Raw genomic sequence first — 14,507 nt, 5'->3', positions numbered from 1 at the left:
CCGGGCGATGACACCGAATGAGTGGCTGGCTTAGTGCGCGTCGCCGCTGGCGCCGAACGGCGAGGCCGGCCTCTTCAACAGTGTGACGAGCAGGGTGAGGCCGAGATAGAACAGCGTCAGGATGAAAAAGGCATCGCCGAAGCCCATCACCACGGCCTGGCGATGCACGAGCTGCGACAGCTGCTTCATCGCCATCAGCGTGGAATCGCCGAGCCCCTGGAACTTCTGCATGAACATGGTCAGGGTTTCGGTCGCGGTCGCGTTGCCCCAGGTGACGCGCTCCTGCAGGCGCGTGATGTGCAGGTCCGTGCGGTCGTTGAGCACGGTGTTGATGACGGCAAGACCGACCGCGCCGCCGAGATTGCGCATCAGGTTGAAGAGGCCCGAGGCGTTCTTCACCCGGTCAGGTGCGAGCGTGCCGAGCGCGATGTTGTTGGTCGGCACCATCGCGAACATCATGCCGATGCCGCGCAGGATCTGCGGAATCAACAGCTCGTAGAAATCGTAGTCGCGCGTGATCCAGGTCATCTGGTAGGAGCCGAGCGCGAACACGACGAGCCCGAACGCGATCATGTAGCGCATGTCGTACTTCGCCATGAGACGGCCGACCACCGGCGCGACCAGGAACATGGTGATGCCCGAGACGAACATGGTCTCGCCGATCATCAGCGCGCTATAGCCGCGCACTTCGGCGAGATAGCGCGGATAGATGTAGGTGAGGCCGTAGAGGCCGATGCCGATGCAGAACTGAAGGACGCAGCCGATCGCAAAATTGCGGTTGGAAAAGGTGCGTAGATTGACGATCGGCTCGGCCGCCGTGAAGACGCGCCAGAAGAAGGCAATCGCGGAGATGCCGCAGATCCAGGCGCAGATCGCGACCGAGGGGTCCTGCATCCATTCATATTGCGGGCCTTCCTCCAGCACGTATTCCAGCGTGCCGAGGAAGCCGGCCATGAACAGCAGCCCCCACCAGTCGAAGCGATCGAGCAATTCGAAATGCGGCTCGTCGAAATCGACCAGCGCCAGCACACCGATGGTGATCCCGATGCCGGGCACGATGTTGATGAAGAACAGCCAGTTCCAGGACATCAGGTCGGTGATGTAGCCGCCGACGGTCGGCCCGATGGTCGGAGCCAGCGTCGCGACGAGCCCGATGATGGGACCGACGATGTGGAATTTGGTGCGTGGGAAGACGGTGTAGGCCGAAGCGAACACCGTCGGGATCATGCCGGCGCCGAGAAAACCTTGCAGCGCGCGCCAGAGGATCATCTCCTCGATGGTGGTGGCGAAGCCGCAGAGCAGGCTCGATGCGGTAAAGCCGGCCGCCGAGATCGCAAACAACAGCCGCGTGCCGAAGGCGCGCGACAAGAATCCCGACAGCGGAATCGCGATCACTTCGGCGATCAGATAGGCGGTCTGGACCCAGGAGACTTCACTGGAGCTTGCCGACAGGCCGGCCTGGATTTCACTCAGGGACGCCGAGACGATCTGGATGTCCAGGATCGACATGAACATTCCGAACACCATGATGATGAAAGCGAACAGCCCGCTTCGGCGCGATGCGCTCCGAAGCGGGGTCCGCCATCATGGCAGGTGAAGCGATCGTGGCGTTCGCCATGGTCTGACCTCGCGGCGCAGGCGCGCTACTGCGGATGGATCATGGTGGCGTCGTCGAGATCGACCTCGCTGTCGGCGTCGGCCGCGCCCTTGTTGGTGTCGACGGTCGCAGTGACCGACATGCCGGCGCGGAGCAGGTTTTGCTTTGCGACCGACTTCGGCACGCGGATGCGGACCGGCACGCGCTGCACGATCTTGGTGAAGTTGCCGGTGGCGTTGTCAGGCGGCAGCAGCGTGAACACCGAGCCCGACCCCGCCGCGATGCTGTCGACGACACCGGAGAACTTGCGCATGCCGTAGGCGTCGACCTTGATCGTCACCGGCTGGCCGGGGCGGATGCGCTTGAGCTGGGTCTCCTTGAAATTGGCGTCGATATAGACGTTGTCGAGCGGCACGACGTTGCCGAGCCGCTGGCCCACCGCGACGAAGTCGCCGGCGCTGACGAGGCGGTTCGAGAACGTGCCGTCGACCGGCGCGCGCACCGCGGTGAAGGCGAGATCGCGCTCGGCCTTGGCCAGCGTGGTCTTGAGCTCGGCGAGCTGCGCCTGCGCTTCGGCCTGCTGCGCCTTGGCGACGTCGACATTGCTGAGTGCGACGCCGTAGGCGGCTTGCGCAGCCTTGACCGCGGCGGCGCCCTGGTCGCGTCCGGCTTCGGAGCTCTCGAAGGTGGCGCGCGAGGCAAACCCCTTGTTGCTCAGCGCTTGCTGGCGCTCATAATCGAGGTCGGCGCGCTTGAGGCCGGCTTCGGCGGAGACGAGCTGCGCCTTGGCTTGTGCGACCTGGCTGTCGAGCGCCGCGACTTGGCGGCCGATGCGATCGATGGTGGCCTGCTGGGTCGCGATCCTGGTCGCGGCGGCGTCGACCGCGATCTTGTAGTCGCCGTCGTCGATGCGGAAGACGATGTCACCGGCGCGGACCGTCGTGTTGTCGCCGGCGAGGATCGAGGAGACGTGGCCGGCAACGCGCGCGCCCAGCATGGTGTTATTGGCGCGGACATAGGCGTCGTCGGTCGCGACGTAGAAGCGGCCGACCAGCGTGTAATAGCCGGCATAGCTCGCGGCCGCGAGCGCCAGCACCAGCCCTACTCCCATCATCACGAACTTGCGCTTGCCGGACTTCGGCGCGCCGGCGGCGGCGGGCGCGTCGGGGGCTGCGGCCGGCTTGTCGGTCACGGGCGTCTCCGGCGCCTCGCTGGGGCGGCGCTTGGTTTCCTCGGCCACATGAGAGCGCAACTGCTCGGCGAGAGCTACAGACGTCTCGGTGGCAGCGTCACCACCCGCGGGCGTCGGCGTCTCCGCGGCGTCCGGGCGAAGGACGCGCGCAGCCTGATCTCTCACTACGGCCATGGAGGCCTCCCCCAAAAAAGCGCAATGAGGGACGGCCGCCGTGCGGCCGAGTCCCTCTCGCCGATCCCAAATATCATTGACCGAACGGTTCGGTCAATATAGATAATACCGGACAGACCCTACTGGCCCGAATCCTTTATTTCGGTTTCATGACCCTCGACCGAAGCAAAAACTTTCCGAGACCCTGAACCAATGGTTGTAACCGGCCGCGAACATCTGCACGTCATCCAAGAGGAGGACAGCTCCAAACGCCGCCAGATCCTGGACGGGGCCCGCAAGGTGTTCATGGATCTCGGGTTTGACGGTGCCAGCATGGGCGAGATCGCCCGCGCGGCGCAGGTCTCCAAAGGCACGCTTTACGTCTACTTCGCCGACAAATGCGCGCTGTTCGAAGCCATTCTCGAGCAGGAGGCGCTCCAGCATGGGCAGGTCGCGTTCAATTTCGATCCGGCACGCGATGTTGAAACCACGCTGAAGGATTTCGGCCGGGCCTACAACCGTTTGCTGTGCCGGCCCGGCGGCGGATCGGCGATCCGTACCGTGATGGCGATCGCCGAGCGCATGCCCGATCTCGGCCGCCGCTATTATGCGCGCGTGCTGGACAAATCCATCAACCGCCTCTCCGACTATCTCAACACCCATGTCGCCTCCGGCGATCTCGCGATCGACGATTGCGATCTGGCGGCGTCGCAGTTCATGGAACTGTGCAAGGCCTCGCTCTTCCTGCCGTTCGTGTTCCAGGCCGCGCCCGCACCGTCGGAAGAGCGCATGAGCGAGGTCGTCGACAGCGCGACGCGGATGTTCCTGGCGGCTTATCGGGCGAAGTAGCGCCAAGCCGGGCCTGCGTTGCAGGCCGTTCCGGGAGCGTTATATTTAGGCTCATGTCCCGTGATCTCCGCCCGCCCGTCGATATCCTCCATTACGAGATCGTCCAGGAACAGGCCTCCGCGCTTGGACGAATGGGCCGCACGCTCGAACAGGCGCTCGCTCGCTTGCGCGAGTTCGACGCCGCTCACGCAAGCTCGGAAGTGCCGGACTCGATGCAACCGGCAAGGCGCAAGCTGGTGATGGAAGCCGGTCACGCGCTCTGGATGTTCGTGGTGCAGCGTGAGGCATCCGGCTTGCGCGACAGCCGCCACATCATGCGGACCTACAATGTCCCGGCCGAGGTGCAGCTGTGTATGGGGCTGGTCCCAGCACCGTCGAAGTCGGCCCGAAAATGATTTGCTACGGCGCCCGGCGCTCGGGCCTGCACTCCTTTGACAAGAAGCGGTTGTGCTTCCCGATGTCAGCTCAATCGTCAGGGAAAAAGAGGCCCCAGCTCGCGGGGGGCATTGAGCTGGGGCCATTGGGGTCACCCTTGGGGAAGGGTATCGGGAAAACTTGGCAACGGCAGGAATGTTCCTCCATTAATTTTGAAGAGGAATTGGCGCCGCGGGAGGAATGGCACGTACTGGTCTCTAAGTGCCCGGCGTAGCTTGAACTGCTTCGCTTTGTTCGTTCCACCGATGGAACAAAGAACCTTATGTGCACTTTGTAACGTTGGGCGCAGGGGGGAAGATGTGAATACGGCGGAACTTCCAACCATTCTGTTGATCGAAGACGAGGATGCGCTCCAGCTCATCGTCGAAGACGCTCTCTCGGAGGGAGGCTTTCAGATCGCGACCGTGAAGACGGGCGAGGAAGCCGTCACGCTCCTGAAGGGTGGTCAGCCCTACCGGGCGCTCGTCACTGACGTCAATCTGCTGGGGCGCCTCGACGGCTGGGAGGTCGCAAGGGCCGCCCGTGAGATCGACCCGCATTTTCCCGTGGTTTACATGACCGGCGGCGCGGCCGATAAATGGCCCATCTTCGGTGTACCGAACAGCATTCTGCTTCAGAAACCATTTGCGCCCGCGCAAGTCGTTTCGGCTGTTTCCCAGCTCCTGAACGCGGCCTCGCAGCAGACGGGTCCCGCCTGAGAAACGGCGAGATCCGTGTCTGCATCAGTCCTCCTCATCGAAGATGAAGCGCTCATCCGAATGATGCTGGTCGAGATGATCGAGGAAGCGGGTCATTCAGTTGTTGCAGAAGCGGGAAACGTCACCAAGGGTGCCGTTCTTGCGACGGATGCCGAGTTCGATCTCGCGATCCTGGACATCAATCTCGGCGGCGACACCATCGAGCCAATCGCCACAGCAGTTGCGGGACGCGGCAAGCCCTTTTTCTTCGTGAGCGGCTACGGATCGTCGGGTGTGCCTGATGCCTTCAGGGGCACCCCGGTCGTGAGAAAGCCTTGCTTGCTGGCAGAGTTGCAAACCGCCATCGATGCCGCACTGGCGCAAGTGCCGAGTAAAAACCTTGGGCCGATCTAGCCGATTGCCTCGGCCTGGTATCGTAGTCGATGTGCATTGCTGCGATCGTCCGCAACGGGTCACAAGCCGTCCATCATGCTCAACGCGGAAGACTTCCGTTTGCAACGGTGGGCTGACCTTATAAGACCACACCTAGTCCGCCACCTGCTTCCTGAGCGCAGCGAGATCGTTGACGACCATCTTGGTCGGGCCAGTCCAGATGATGCCGTCGTCCTGGAGGCGGCTGAGGATCAGGCTGATCGACTGGCGCGTCGCACCGATCATGCGCGCGAGATTGGCCTGCGTGATGCGGCCGAGCGAGATCGGGCCGCTCTCGTCCTGGGCTGCGTTCTCGCACAGCTTGACCAGCAGCAGCACCAACCGTTCCGCCGCCTTCTGTCCCGCCAGCGTCTGCGCCAGCATCGAATAGGTCTCGCCCTTGAAGCCGAGACACTCGATCAGCGCGACTGCGAACGACGGCGACTGCGCGATCAACCGGCGGACCGCGTCCTGGTCGAGATGCAGTGCCTCGACGCGCCCAAGCGCGCGGGCCGACCAACTGTGGCGGTGATCGCCGAGGATATAGGGCGCCCCGACGAAGTCGCCTGCCTCCCAGGTCGACAGCATCAATTCGCGCCCCTGCGTGCCGGCATGGGTGCTTTCGACGATTCCGTTCAGGATGATGTGGACGCCGTTTGCGGGCTCGCCCTCCCGCAGCAGATATTCGCGGTTCTGGTAGGTCGCGAGCCGGCCGGTTCGCATCACCAGCTCCAGATCGGGCTTGTCCAACGCCTTCAGCACATAACGTCCGGTCCCGGGCCGTGACAGTTCGGCGCGCGGCTCAGCGGGATCGGCCACCTCATGCGCATCGCTGCGCTCCACGATCGGTCTCCCTTCGAGTGACGGCTCGAAGGCTAGGAGGTCTCCGCTCAGATTGCAACGCGGCGCAGATGGTCGGGCCCGACTGAAGCCTCCACGAAAGCGCAGGCCAGATCGGTGAGCAGACGCTCCCGGCCAGCCGGCGCCAGGAACGTGACGCCATAGGGCACGCCGGCTGCGGTGACGGCGTTCGGAACGGCGATGGCGGCCAGGCCCAGCGGGTTTGCGTAGTTGGTGTAATAGCCGTTGTTGAAGTTGGCCGTCAGCGGATCGCGCGCGACGTCGTCGATGCTCAGCACGGTGCCGACCGTCGGCACGACCAGCGCGTCGTGAACTTGCCAGAAATCGCGCAGCGACCGCTGGACCTCCTTGACCTTGTAGAGCGCGCGATAGGCGTCGGCCGCCGTGAACTTCCGGCTGCCGATGACGAGGTCGCGCACGATCTTCACGCCCGCGTCCGGGTTGGCGTCGAGGAATGCGCCGACCGAGACGTCCCGTTCGGCGAGGAAGGGTCCGAAGAACATCAGATCGTTGACCGAAATGAACGGCGAGAAATCGACCGACGCCACCGACAGATCGAGTTGCCGCAGCTTGCGCAGCCCATCGCCGAACAGCGCCTCCGTCTCCGCATTGCCGAAGAACCTGAGCTGATCCGGACGCGGCGTTGCGATGTTGAGCGGCCGCGCTGGAGGAGCCTGCTCCGTCCATCCGGCGAAAGCTTCCGGTGAAAAGCAGTCCCCGGCATCGCACCGCGCCAACACGCGATAGATCTCGTGGCCATCGCGGGGGTCGCGCGTATAGAGCGAGATGGTATCAAAACTACGGCACGCGTAGACCATGCCGCGCTGACTGAAGGCGCCGGGCGCCGGCTTGAAGCCGGTCACGCCACAATAGGACGCCGGCACCCTGCCCGATCCGCCAGTATCGGTGCCGAACGCAAAGGACGAGGTGCCCGTCGCGACCGACACCGCGGCGCCCGAGCTCGAGCCGCCGGGGATGTAGTCGGGGTTGTGCGGGTTGCGGGCGATGCCATAGGGCGAGCGCACGCCGACGAGGCCGGTCGCGAACTGATCCATATTGGTTTTGCCGAGATAGATCGCGCCGGCGGCGATGGCGTCGGCGACGACCGGGCTGGTGTCTTTCGCAGTGTAGGCGAATTCCGGGCAGGCCGAGGTGGTCTGCTCGCCGGCGACGTCGATACAATCCTTGACCGAGAACACGAGACCGTAGAGCGGCAGCTCGCCGATCTCGCCAATGCGCGCATCAAGCGCGCGGGCCTTCGCCATGACGCCGTCTGGATTTGCCGTCGAGATCCAGACGCCGCTCTGGTCGGCGTCGTCAAGGCGCGACAATACATGCGCGGCGACATCGGACGGCTTGAGCTCACCGCTGCGATAGGCGGCACGGAGATGGCCAGGTGCGAGATTCATGTCGGTCACGTGCTTGCGGGAATTGGCAATGTGCCGGCGAGGCAGACCCGCCGGCACCGATCTTAGCGGCCGATCACCTTCTCCAGATAGGCGGGCTGGATGAAGGCTTCGAAGTCGGCGCGCGGCAGCAGCTTCGGCAGGCGCTCCTGCTTCACCAGGAAATCGGCGGTCGAGATCAGCGTGTCGACGAACTTCCCCTTTTTCGCGGATGTGCCGAGATACTCCTCCGTGAGCTGCGTGTTGCAGGGGATCATCCCGGTGCCCTTCATCATTCGCTGCGCGTCCTCGATGGGCAGCGAAAGCTCTTCCGCGATGATTTCGGCGGTCTTCTCCGGGTTCTTCAGCCAGAAGTCGATGCCTTCGCATTCGGCCTTGATGAACTTGTCGACGTAGGACGGATACTTCTCCGCGAACGCGTTCATGACGACGCCGATGTCCCAGGTCGGGTAGCCGCGCTTGGCCATCTCGCCCGAGGTGACGAGGATCTTGCCGCCGTTCTTCACAGCCTTGCCGAGATTCGGCTCCCAGAACCAGGCCGCGTCGATGTCGCCGCGAAGCCAGGCCGCCGCGATGTCCGACGGCGCCAGGTCCAGGATCTTCATCGAGGCGGGATCGACACCCTCGTCCTTGAGCGCCTGGAGCAGGAGGTAGTGCGTCGTTGAGCCGAACGGCGCCGCCACGGTCTTGCCCTTGAGGTCCTTGAGCGAGGTGATGTTCTTGTCGGCGCGAACCACCATCGACTCGACGTAGTCGAGCATGTTGATCACCAGGATGCCTTTGATCGGCAGGGCGCGCGTCGCGCCGATCGCGGTCGGCGGGTTGCCGAGGCCGCCGAAATCGACGTCGTTGCCAGCGATCGCGCGCAGCATGTCGCCACCGCCGCCGATCTTGACGTATTTGATGTCGACGCCCGGCATCTCCTTGGCGAGCAGGCCAAGATGCTTGGTGACCAGCTGCGCGTTGACGAGGTTCAGATAGCCGACGGTCACCTTCGCCGGCTTGTCCTCGGCGCGGACTGCACCCGTGAGCGCCAACGTGGTAACCGCGAGCGTCGCAATCAGTCTCTTCATGGAGGTCTCCCCTACGATCAGAATTGGATTCAGGCCCACGGCATCAACAGTTTCGCGATGCCGCGCATCATGAGGTCGAGCACGACGCCGGTGAGACCGAGCACGATCAGCCCCATGATCACGACGTCGGACAGCAGGAATTTTGCGGCGTCCCAGATCATCCAGCCGATGCCGGCGGATGCCGCGACGATTTCGGCGGCGACGAGAACGGTGTAGGTGAATCCGAGCGAGATGCGCATGCCGGCCAGAATCAGCGGTCCCGCCGCCGGCAAATAGACGTGAAACAGCAGGTGTCGCCGGGTCGCGCCGAGCGACTGGGCGGCGCGCACGTAGACCGGGTCCACGCTGGTGACGGCCTGGATCGTCGAGATGACGATGCCCGGAAGACCGGCAAGAAACAGCAGCGACAGCTTCGAGCTCTCACCGATGCCGAGCCACATCACCAGCAGCGTATAAAGTCCGAGCGGCGGCAATGGCCGGTAGAACTCGATCAACGGATTGAGCAGCGCGCGTGCGTTGCGCGACACGCCCATGAGGACACCGAGCGGAATGCCGATCAAGCAGGCCAGCGTGAAGGCGGTGAGGATGCGATAGAGGCTTGCGCCGAGATGCTGAAGCAGGGTCGCGCCCTGATATCCCTTCGTCATCGTCTTGACGAACGCGGCCCAAACCGCCTGCGGCTTCGGCAGGAACAGCTCGTTGGCCCAGCCTCTCTCCGTGACAATGGCCCAGCCGGCCAGCAGCACGGCGACGGTCAACGTCGAGAGCAGCACCGATCGCGAGACCTTCGGAAGCCGCAGCCGCAAGCTGCCGCGTCGCGTGCGATCCGGCGAGATTGGAATCGTCATGTGGGTCGCCTCGACGCTCATGTCCGCACTCCCAGGATCTGCATGATGGTCAGCGCGTAGATCCGCGTCGCCATCACCGACTTGGTGATCGAGATGTTCTCGTTGTCGACGGCCCAGCCGTCTTCTCCGGGACCGAACGTCACCGCATTGATTCCGGCTTCGCGGAAGCGGATCGTGTCATTGAAGGCGTTCTTGCGGTTGACCCCGGGCTCGCGGCCCATCAGACGCCGGTAAACCGCGCGCAGGGAGCGGCAGGGCTCCTCCTCGACCGGCACCGGTTCGGTCGCGTTGACGAACAGCGAGCCGGGCACCTGGCGCACCTCCACCTTGACGTCGTTCACGCCGGCAAAAGTGTCCCGTCCGAGACGCTCGATGTCCGCAATCACGCTCGACAGCGTCATGCCGGGCACGATGCCGACCACGGCGAGTGTGATTGTGCAGGCATCCGGCGAAAACTGCATCTCGCCAGGCAGGCCGGACCGAATGCGCACCACGGCGCAGCAGGGCGGCGTATGTCCCATGAACTTGCTGGGGATATGCGTGAACGCCATGTCCTTCAGTTTCGGCAACAGCTTTGCCGCTTCCATGATGGCGTTGACGCTGATGTCCGGTCGCCAGATGTGCGACTTGATCCCGTGAACGGTAAGCTCGATCAGGCAGTGGCCGGAATTGGCCACCGACAGGTTCATGCCCCAGTCCTTGTTGACGTCGCCCCAGGCGGTCGGCTCGGCGGTGATCTCGTAGTCGGCGGTCAGGCCAACCTTGTTCAACATGTAGATGGAGCCCTCGGTGCCGTTCCGCTCCTCATCGACGGTGTAGCAGCACATCAAGGTGCCATCGAACTTCACACCCGCTTCGGTCAAGGCCTGCACTGCGAGCAGCGATGCAGCGAGATTTCCGCGCGTGTCGGACGTGCCGCGCGCATAGAGCAGATCGCCGTGGCGCGTCGCCTTGAACGGATCGAAATCCGTCATGTGCCATTTCTCGGGCTCGACGGCCGGATAGGTGTCGAGGTGATCGTTGAGAATGAGCGAGGGGGCGCCGTCCCGCCCCTTGAGCACGCCGAGCACGTTCGGCCGGTGCGGCTGCGCGCTGTGCTTGGTGACCTCCATGCCGAGCGCTTCGAGCTTGCCCGCGACCAGCATCGAGATCGCCTCTTCCTCGGCAGGCGGCAAATCGGGATCCAGCGGATTGCCGGAACGGGGCTGGCCGGTGCGGATCAGCTCGGACGCGAGCTCAAGCCAGCGCTCCTCCGTGATGCGCGACAGCACGCGCTGTTCGAGATCCGAATAAGGAGGGCTGACAGGCATCTGCATGACGGGATCCGCTGGCTCACGGCGCCGGCAGCGCCGCTTCGTGGCAGCCTCCTCATTGCAGCGACCGTGCCAACTGCTGGAAAACCCCGCGGCGGCAGAATTGTCTTCCTGACTTCAATGGCTTAGGAGAGATTTTCGCATGCGCAAATTTTTGCGCTCGAGACGCGCTCTGCCGAAGACGCGACGCCGGCTGAACAGGCTGAGGTCAGCGCGAGGCCGGCCGGCGTGGGGTCGTAGCCCGCATGGAGGGAAGCGGAATGCGGGAACACCTTCCCCGGATTGCGCTTCGCTCCATCCAGGCTACGGATCACGCGCAATCCTCAATCATCGGCGTACTCGTCCTCTTCGTGTTTTCGCGCCATGCTCTTGCGCGTCCCCAGCGAGCCGGTCACGGAGGGATCGCGTGCATTCGCATAGGGATTGCGCCCGCCCGCTCGCGCGGCAACCTCTTCGCCGGAGACGGCGGCGGGCTGGCAGATCAGGCGGCGGCTGGCGCGGCGCATCAGATCGACGTGGATGTGATCGTAATGATAGACGTTCGAGCCCGGCGCCAGCACCGTGGTGAAATGCACGCAGGCGCCCGACTGCACGTCGCGCAGGAATCCCTGCTCTTCCGGCATGCCGCGCCAGCCATCCTTCACGGTGACGCGGCGGCCGTCGGCGAGCACGAAGGCGGCGATGTCGAGCGCATTGCCGAAGGCGTGCTCGGAAATATGGGCATGCGAATTACCGTTCATGCCGCGGCAGGAATAGGCGGAGATCTGCTTGATCTCCGCGACGCGGGTGCCGAACCAGCGCATCGCCGAGGGCTGCACGGTGTCGGCGAGCCAACGGTCGAGCTCGGACACGATCGGACAGGCCAGCGTCGCAACCGGCTTGATCGCAACTGGGCCGACGGCGGTGACGGGATCGCCCCGTGCCGGACCAAGACGCGGCGGCGGCTGCTGCGCGGGCGCCTGCGAGTACGGCGCCGGCCGCGCCGGATAGCTCGGCGAATTCATGTAGCGCGACGCACCCGCGGCATCGGTGCCCTCGGGCGGCAGGTCGATCTCGTCCTCCTGCTGCGCCACGCCCGGCGCGTTCAGAGGCATTGGACCAGGGGAAGCGCCATAGCCGGAGGGCTGACGCACCGCGCTCTCGGGATAGTTTGAGCGTTGCGGATAGTTCTGGCTCTGCGGGTAATTCGATCGCGGCTGCGTCACCGGCCAGCGCGGCTGGTTGCCGATGCTCCCGGGCGGTCGCAAATCCTCATCGGCAAAGCCGTAGCCGCTCGAGCCTTCGCCGAGGGCGGCGACCTTGAGCGGAAACTCGGCGCCGCACATGCCCGGCCCGGAGATCGGGTCGATGCGGACGAGATCCGGCCCTTCTTTCACCGCGCCTGATTTCAGGCATGCGGCTTCGGCCTCGGCCCGCCACGGTTCACGTTCGGCCTGGAAGACGCCGCGTCCGCAACCCGCTAACGAAACAAGGACGATGGAGCCGACAAGATACAAACGAACTCCGCGCGTCATGCACGCACGTTCGGTGAATTTACTTAAAGACTCTTCAACGTGTTGATTTCAGTATTCTTTAACCATGTCAGCTCGCGCGAGCAGCGGCCCCTGCCCCGACGAGCGACAGCAAGGCTGACTTTTCCGAAAAGAGACACTCTGTTAACCATGACGTCCTCGCGCAAGGCGGCGCGAGCAGCGGGAGCGACCTCATGACGTTCGCCGGGAGACTGAGCGTTATCACCGCGTACCTCGCCATGGCCTTTGTCGGCGCCATCGTGCTCGGCATGATCTAGCGGCTTCAGCCGGAGGTATCGAACGCGTCCCTTACGACCGCGCGCTCCACTGCCGCGACGTCGTGATCAGCTTCTCCGGCCGCTCTTCGGCTCGCGTCCAGTCGTTGCCGGAACACCAGAAATGGCCCAGTGCGCAGGCTTCGACGTGGAGCTTGCCGGAGTTCTTCAGCGTCATCGTCGCATAATAGGTGCTGCCGCTGGAGCGACTGTAGATGTTGCCGGTCCAGACCTCGTGCGTTTTCGGTTTCATGTTGACGAGCACGCTCTCGCCCCTGGTCGATGCTTCCGTCAGCGCGAAGCCGCACAGTGCCGGTCCGCAGCGTTCGATGCGAACCGTGCCCTTGGCGCCTGCGCTCTCCCATTCGCCGAGCGGCAAATAGGCGAGTTCGTCGTCGCTGCGCTCAGGGCTCGTCACCGCCTGCTCGAGCACCGGCCTCGGCGCAACGACCGGCGCCTCCATGCGCGGCGGATCGAGCGCGACGGTCTTCGGCGGATCCGTCCGCGGTAGCTCGACCCGTGGCGGATTGGAGCTTGGCGCCGGCGGCAGGACAACTGGCTGCGACGTCGTCGAGGCAAGGACAGGAGCCGCCGGCGCCGGTGGAGGCGCGACCGCAATGGCTGGCGCCGGCCTGACCGGAGCCACGGGATAGAGCGGCTGCGGCGGCGGTAGCACCGGCGTCGGCGCCGGTGTCGTATCGACGTCCGGCCGAAAGCTGCGATGGGAGGAAACCGCGACACAGGAAGCCGATCGGCAATTCCTGGGCGACTCGACCTGGAATCGATGACCGCCGATCGAGAACGCGTAGGATCCGGCCTCGGCTGCGGGCGCAATCGCCATCAGCGCGATCAAGGTGCCAAGCGAAGTCACAAGCCGCATCATCGGCGCCTCCCTCTGTATGGCGACGACGTTACACAGATGGAATCGCGGCTGAATGTGCGCTGCCTCACCCAGCAGAGGAGAGCCGTTGTGACGTCTATCACAGAACGCCCGACCAGCCCGGCGTAGGGTCGAACCACGCTTCATCCACCCGCGACTTCAGTCCCATCGGGACCCACACATTCTTTGGAGGTTGTCATGAACAAGCTCACCATCGCCGCCACCGCTCTCTTCCTCGCGTCCACCGCCGCCGCGCATGCCGGCAATGCGATCTCGTTCCAGATCGAAGGCCAGAACATCCGCATCGAGACGCCGCGCAACTGCGCCTCGCTCAATTGCGTGACCATCGTGGCGCCGGGCCTGTCGGACAAGCCGATCAAGCTGAACAACATCAACCTCAAGGGCCTTGGCTCCAGTTCCAAGGACGACGACGTCGACACCACGCCGGCTCCGGCCACGACCGCGCAGCCGGCGCCGGCTCCGGTGCAGCAGCCCGTGCAGCAGGCCCCGGTGCAGGCGACCGCGCCGGCAGCGCCCGCTATCGCGGCACCGAGCACGACGGTTGCCGCTGCTCCGTCCACCGGCTACGACGCCACGACGCAGACCGCGCCCGCTGCTGCGCCCGCGCCCGTCGCGGTTGCTCCGGCCCCCGCTCCGGCTCCGGTCGCCGCCGCGCCTGTTGCGGTTGCCAACACGCCGATCGGCGTCTGGGCCACCGAAGAGAACAAGGGCAATGTCCGCGTCGAACAGTGCGGCGTCAATCTCTGCGGCTACGCCGCGAAGACCAATGAGCGCATCCTGATCAACATGAAGCCCGACGGCGCGAAGTGGAGCGGGCGCATCCACGATCCCGACTCCGGCCGCAATTACGACTCGACGATCGCGATGAAGGGCCCGAATGCAATGCGTGTGCAGGGCTGCGCCTTCGGCGGCATGTTCTGCGGCGGCCAGACCTGGAAGCGCGTGAGCTGACGCCGCAGGTGTCGTCTCCAACACATGCACATT

Annotated in this window: 13 protein-coding genes and 1 pseudogene; 5 read left to right on the top strand and 9 right to left on the bottom strand. The window is 64.5% G+C overall.

The genetic code is table 11. The annotated features are described in order from the left end of the window. Positions 1-30: 30 nt before the first annotated feature. Both IVB47_RS05440 and IVB47_RS05435 read right to left on the bottom strand, forming a co-directional pair. Positions 31-1,618: pseudogene (locus IVB47_RS05440) on the bottom strand (DHA2 family efflux MFS transporter permease subunit). 25 nt (positions 1,619-1,643) lie between these two features. Continuing rightward, positions 1,644-2,963 carry an HlyD family secretion protein gene (locus IVB47_RS05435; protein ID WP_247460285.1) on the bottom strand — a complete coding sequence of 440 codons (1,320 nt, stop codon included), beginning with the start codon at positions 2,961-2,963 and terminating at the stop codon, positions 1,644-1,646. A 192-nt stretch (positions 2,964-3,155) separates the two neighbouring features. Between IVB47_RS05435 and IVB47_RS05430 the strand changes: the two genes are divergently transcribed. The 4 genes from IVB47_RS05430 to IVB47_RS05415 all read left to right on the top strand — a co-directional run bounded on the left by IVB47_RS05430 (position 3,156) and on the right by IVB47_RS05415 (position 5,317). Then, positions 3,156-3,791 carry a TetR/AcrR family transcriptional regulator gene (locus IVB47_RS05430; RefSeq protein ID WP_247460282.1) on the top strand — a complete coding sequence of 212 codons (636 nt, stop codon included), beginning with the start codon at positions 3,156-3,158 and terminating at the stop codon, positions 3,789-3,791. 53 nt (positions 3,792-3,844) lie between these two features. Then, entirely contained in the window at positions 3,845-4,186 is a 342-nt protein-coding gene (locus IVB47_RS05425) for a DUF6665 family protein (protein WP_247460281.1), read from the top strand. A gap of 339 nt (positions 4,187-4,525) precedes the next feature. Beyond that, complete coding sequence (locus IVB47_RS05420) at positions 4,526-4,924, top strand: response regulator (RefSeq protein WP_247460554.1); 399 nt, start codon at positions 4,526-4,528, stop codon at positions 4,922-4,924. A 15-nt stretch (positions 4,925-4,939) separates the two neighbouring features. Next, positions 4,940-5,317, top strand: a complete 378-nt coding sequence (locus tag IVB47_RS05415) for a response regulator (protein ID WP_027570680.1) — start codon at positions 4,940-4,942, stop codon at positions 5,315-5,317. 132 nt (positions 5,318-5,449) lie between these two features. Here the strand turns inward: IVB47_RS05415 and IVB47_RS05410 are convergent, their stop codons facing one another. From IVB47_RS05410 to IVB47_RS05380, 7 genes are all read right to left on the bottom strand, one after another. Continuing rightward, the gene (locus IVB47_RS05410; protein WP_027570679.1) at positions 5,450-6,178 is read right to left on the bottom strand and encodes a Crp/Fnr family transcriptional regulator; all 729 of its coding nucleotides are present in this window, start codon (positions 6,176-6,178) and stop codon (positions 5,450-5,452) included. Positions 6,179-6,225: 47 nt separating this feature from the next. After that, positions 6,226-7,605 (bottom strand): amidase family protein, encoded by a 1,380-nt coding sequence (locus IVB47_RS05405; protein ID WP_247460279.1) that lies wholly within the window; start codon positions 7,603-7,605, stop codon positions 6,226-6,228. 62 nt (positions 7,606-7,667) lie between these two features. Further along, positions 7,668-8,675 carry an aliphatic sulfonate ABC transporter substrate-binding protein gene (locus IVB47_RS05400; RefSeq protein ID WP_247460276.1) on the bottom strand — a complete coding sequence of 336 codons (1,008 nt, stop codon included), beginning with the start codon at positions 8,673-8,675 and terminating at the stop codon, positions 7,668-7,670. A 29-nt stretch (positions 8,676-8,704) separates the two neighbouring features. Next, positions 8,705-9,544 carry an ABC transporter permease subunit gene (locus IVB47_RS05395; RefSeq protein WP_027570676.1) on the bottom strand — a complete coding sequence of 280 codons (840 nt, stop codon included), beginning with the start codon at positions 9,542-9,544 and terminating at the stop codon, positions 8,705-8,707. After that, the gene (locus IVB47_RS05390; RefSeq protein WP_247460274.1) at positions 9,541-10,839 is read right to left on the bottom strand and encodes a M20 family metallopeptidase; all 1,299 of its coding nucleotides are present in this window, start codon (positions 10,837-10,839) and stop codon (positions 9,541-9,543) included. Before IVB47_RS05390 ends, IVB47_RS05395 begins: the two co-directional genes overlap by 4 nt. 320 nt (positions 10,840-11,159) lie before the next feature. Continuing rightward, positions 11,160-12,350 (bottom strand): extensin family protein, encoded by a 1,191-nt coding sequence (locus IVB47_RS05385; protein WP_247460272.1) that lies wholly within the window; start codon positions 12,348-12,350, stop codon positions 11,160-11,162. 306 nt (positions 12,351-12,656) lie between these two features. Further along, entirely contained in the window at positions 12,657-13,505 is an 849-nt protein-coding gene (locus tag IVB47_RS05380; protein ID WP_247430841.1) for a DUF2147 domain-containing protein, read from the bottom strand. Between the two features lie 195 nt (positions 13,506-13,700). On the opposite strand from IVB47_RS05380, the gene IVB47_RS05375 reads away from it, so the two are divergent. Beyond that, positions 13,701-14,474, top strand: a complete 774-nt coding sequence (locus IVB47_RS05375) for a DUF2147 domain-containing protein (protein WP_247401805.1) — start codon at positions 13,701-13,703, stop codon at positions 14,472-14,474. The last annotated feature ends 33 nt before the right edge of the window (positions 14,475-14,507 follow it).

Origin of the sequence: Bradyrhizobium sp. 62 (assembly GCF_023073035.1) — a bacterium.
Taxonomy (GTDB): Bacteria; Pseudomonadota; Alphaproteobacteria; order Rhizobiales; family Xanthobacteraceae; genus Bradyrhizobium.
The sequence above is the reverse complement of the archived record's forward strand: the minus strand, read 5'-3'. Positions and strand labels throughout refer to the sequence as shown.

Bases quoted from the DNA above. Each gene is read 5' to 3' on its own strand.
- IVB47_RS05435 (WP_247460285.1), bottom strand. From the start codon at position 2,963: ATGGCCGTAGTGAGAGATCAGGCTGCGCGCGTCCTTCGCCCGGACGCC.
- IVB47_RS05430 (WP_247460282.1), top strand. From the start codon at position 3,156: ATGGTTGTAACCGGCCGCGAACATCTGCACGTCATCCAAGAGGAGGAC.
- IVB47_RS05425 (WP_247460281.1), top strand. From the start codon at position 3,845: ATGTCCCGTGATCTCCGCCCGCCCGTCGATATCCTCCATTACGAGATC.
- IVB47_RS05405 (WP_247460279.1), bottom strand. From the start codon at position 7,605: ATGAATCTCGCACCTGGCCATCTCCGTGCCGCCTATCGCAGCGGTGAG.
- IVB47_RS05400 (WP_247460276.1), bottom strand. From the start codon at position 8,675: ATGAAGAGACTGATTGCGACGCTCGCGGTTACCACGTTGGCGCTCACG.
- IVB47_RS05395 (WP_027570676.1), bottom strand. From the start codon at position 9,544: ATGAGCGTCGAGGCGACCCACATGACGATTCCAATCTCGCCGGATCGC.
- IVB47_RS05390 (WP_247460274.1), bottom strand. From the start codon at position 10,839: ATGCAGATGCCTGTCAGCCCTCCTTATTCGGATCTCGAACAGCGCGTG.
- IVB47_RS05385 (WP_247460272.1), bottom strand. From the start codon at position 12,350: ATGACGCGCGGAGTTCGTTTGTATCTTGTCGGCTCCATCGTCCTTGTT.
- IVB47_RS05380 (WP_247430841.1), bottom strand. From the start codon at position 13,505: ATGATGCGGCTTGTGACTTCGCTTGGCACCTTGATCGCGCTGATGGCG.
- IVB47_RS05375 (WP_247401805.1), top strand. From the start codon at position 13,701: ATGAACAAGCTCACCATCGCCGCCACCGCTCTCTTCCTCGCGTCCACC.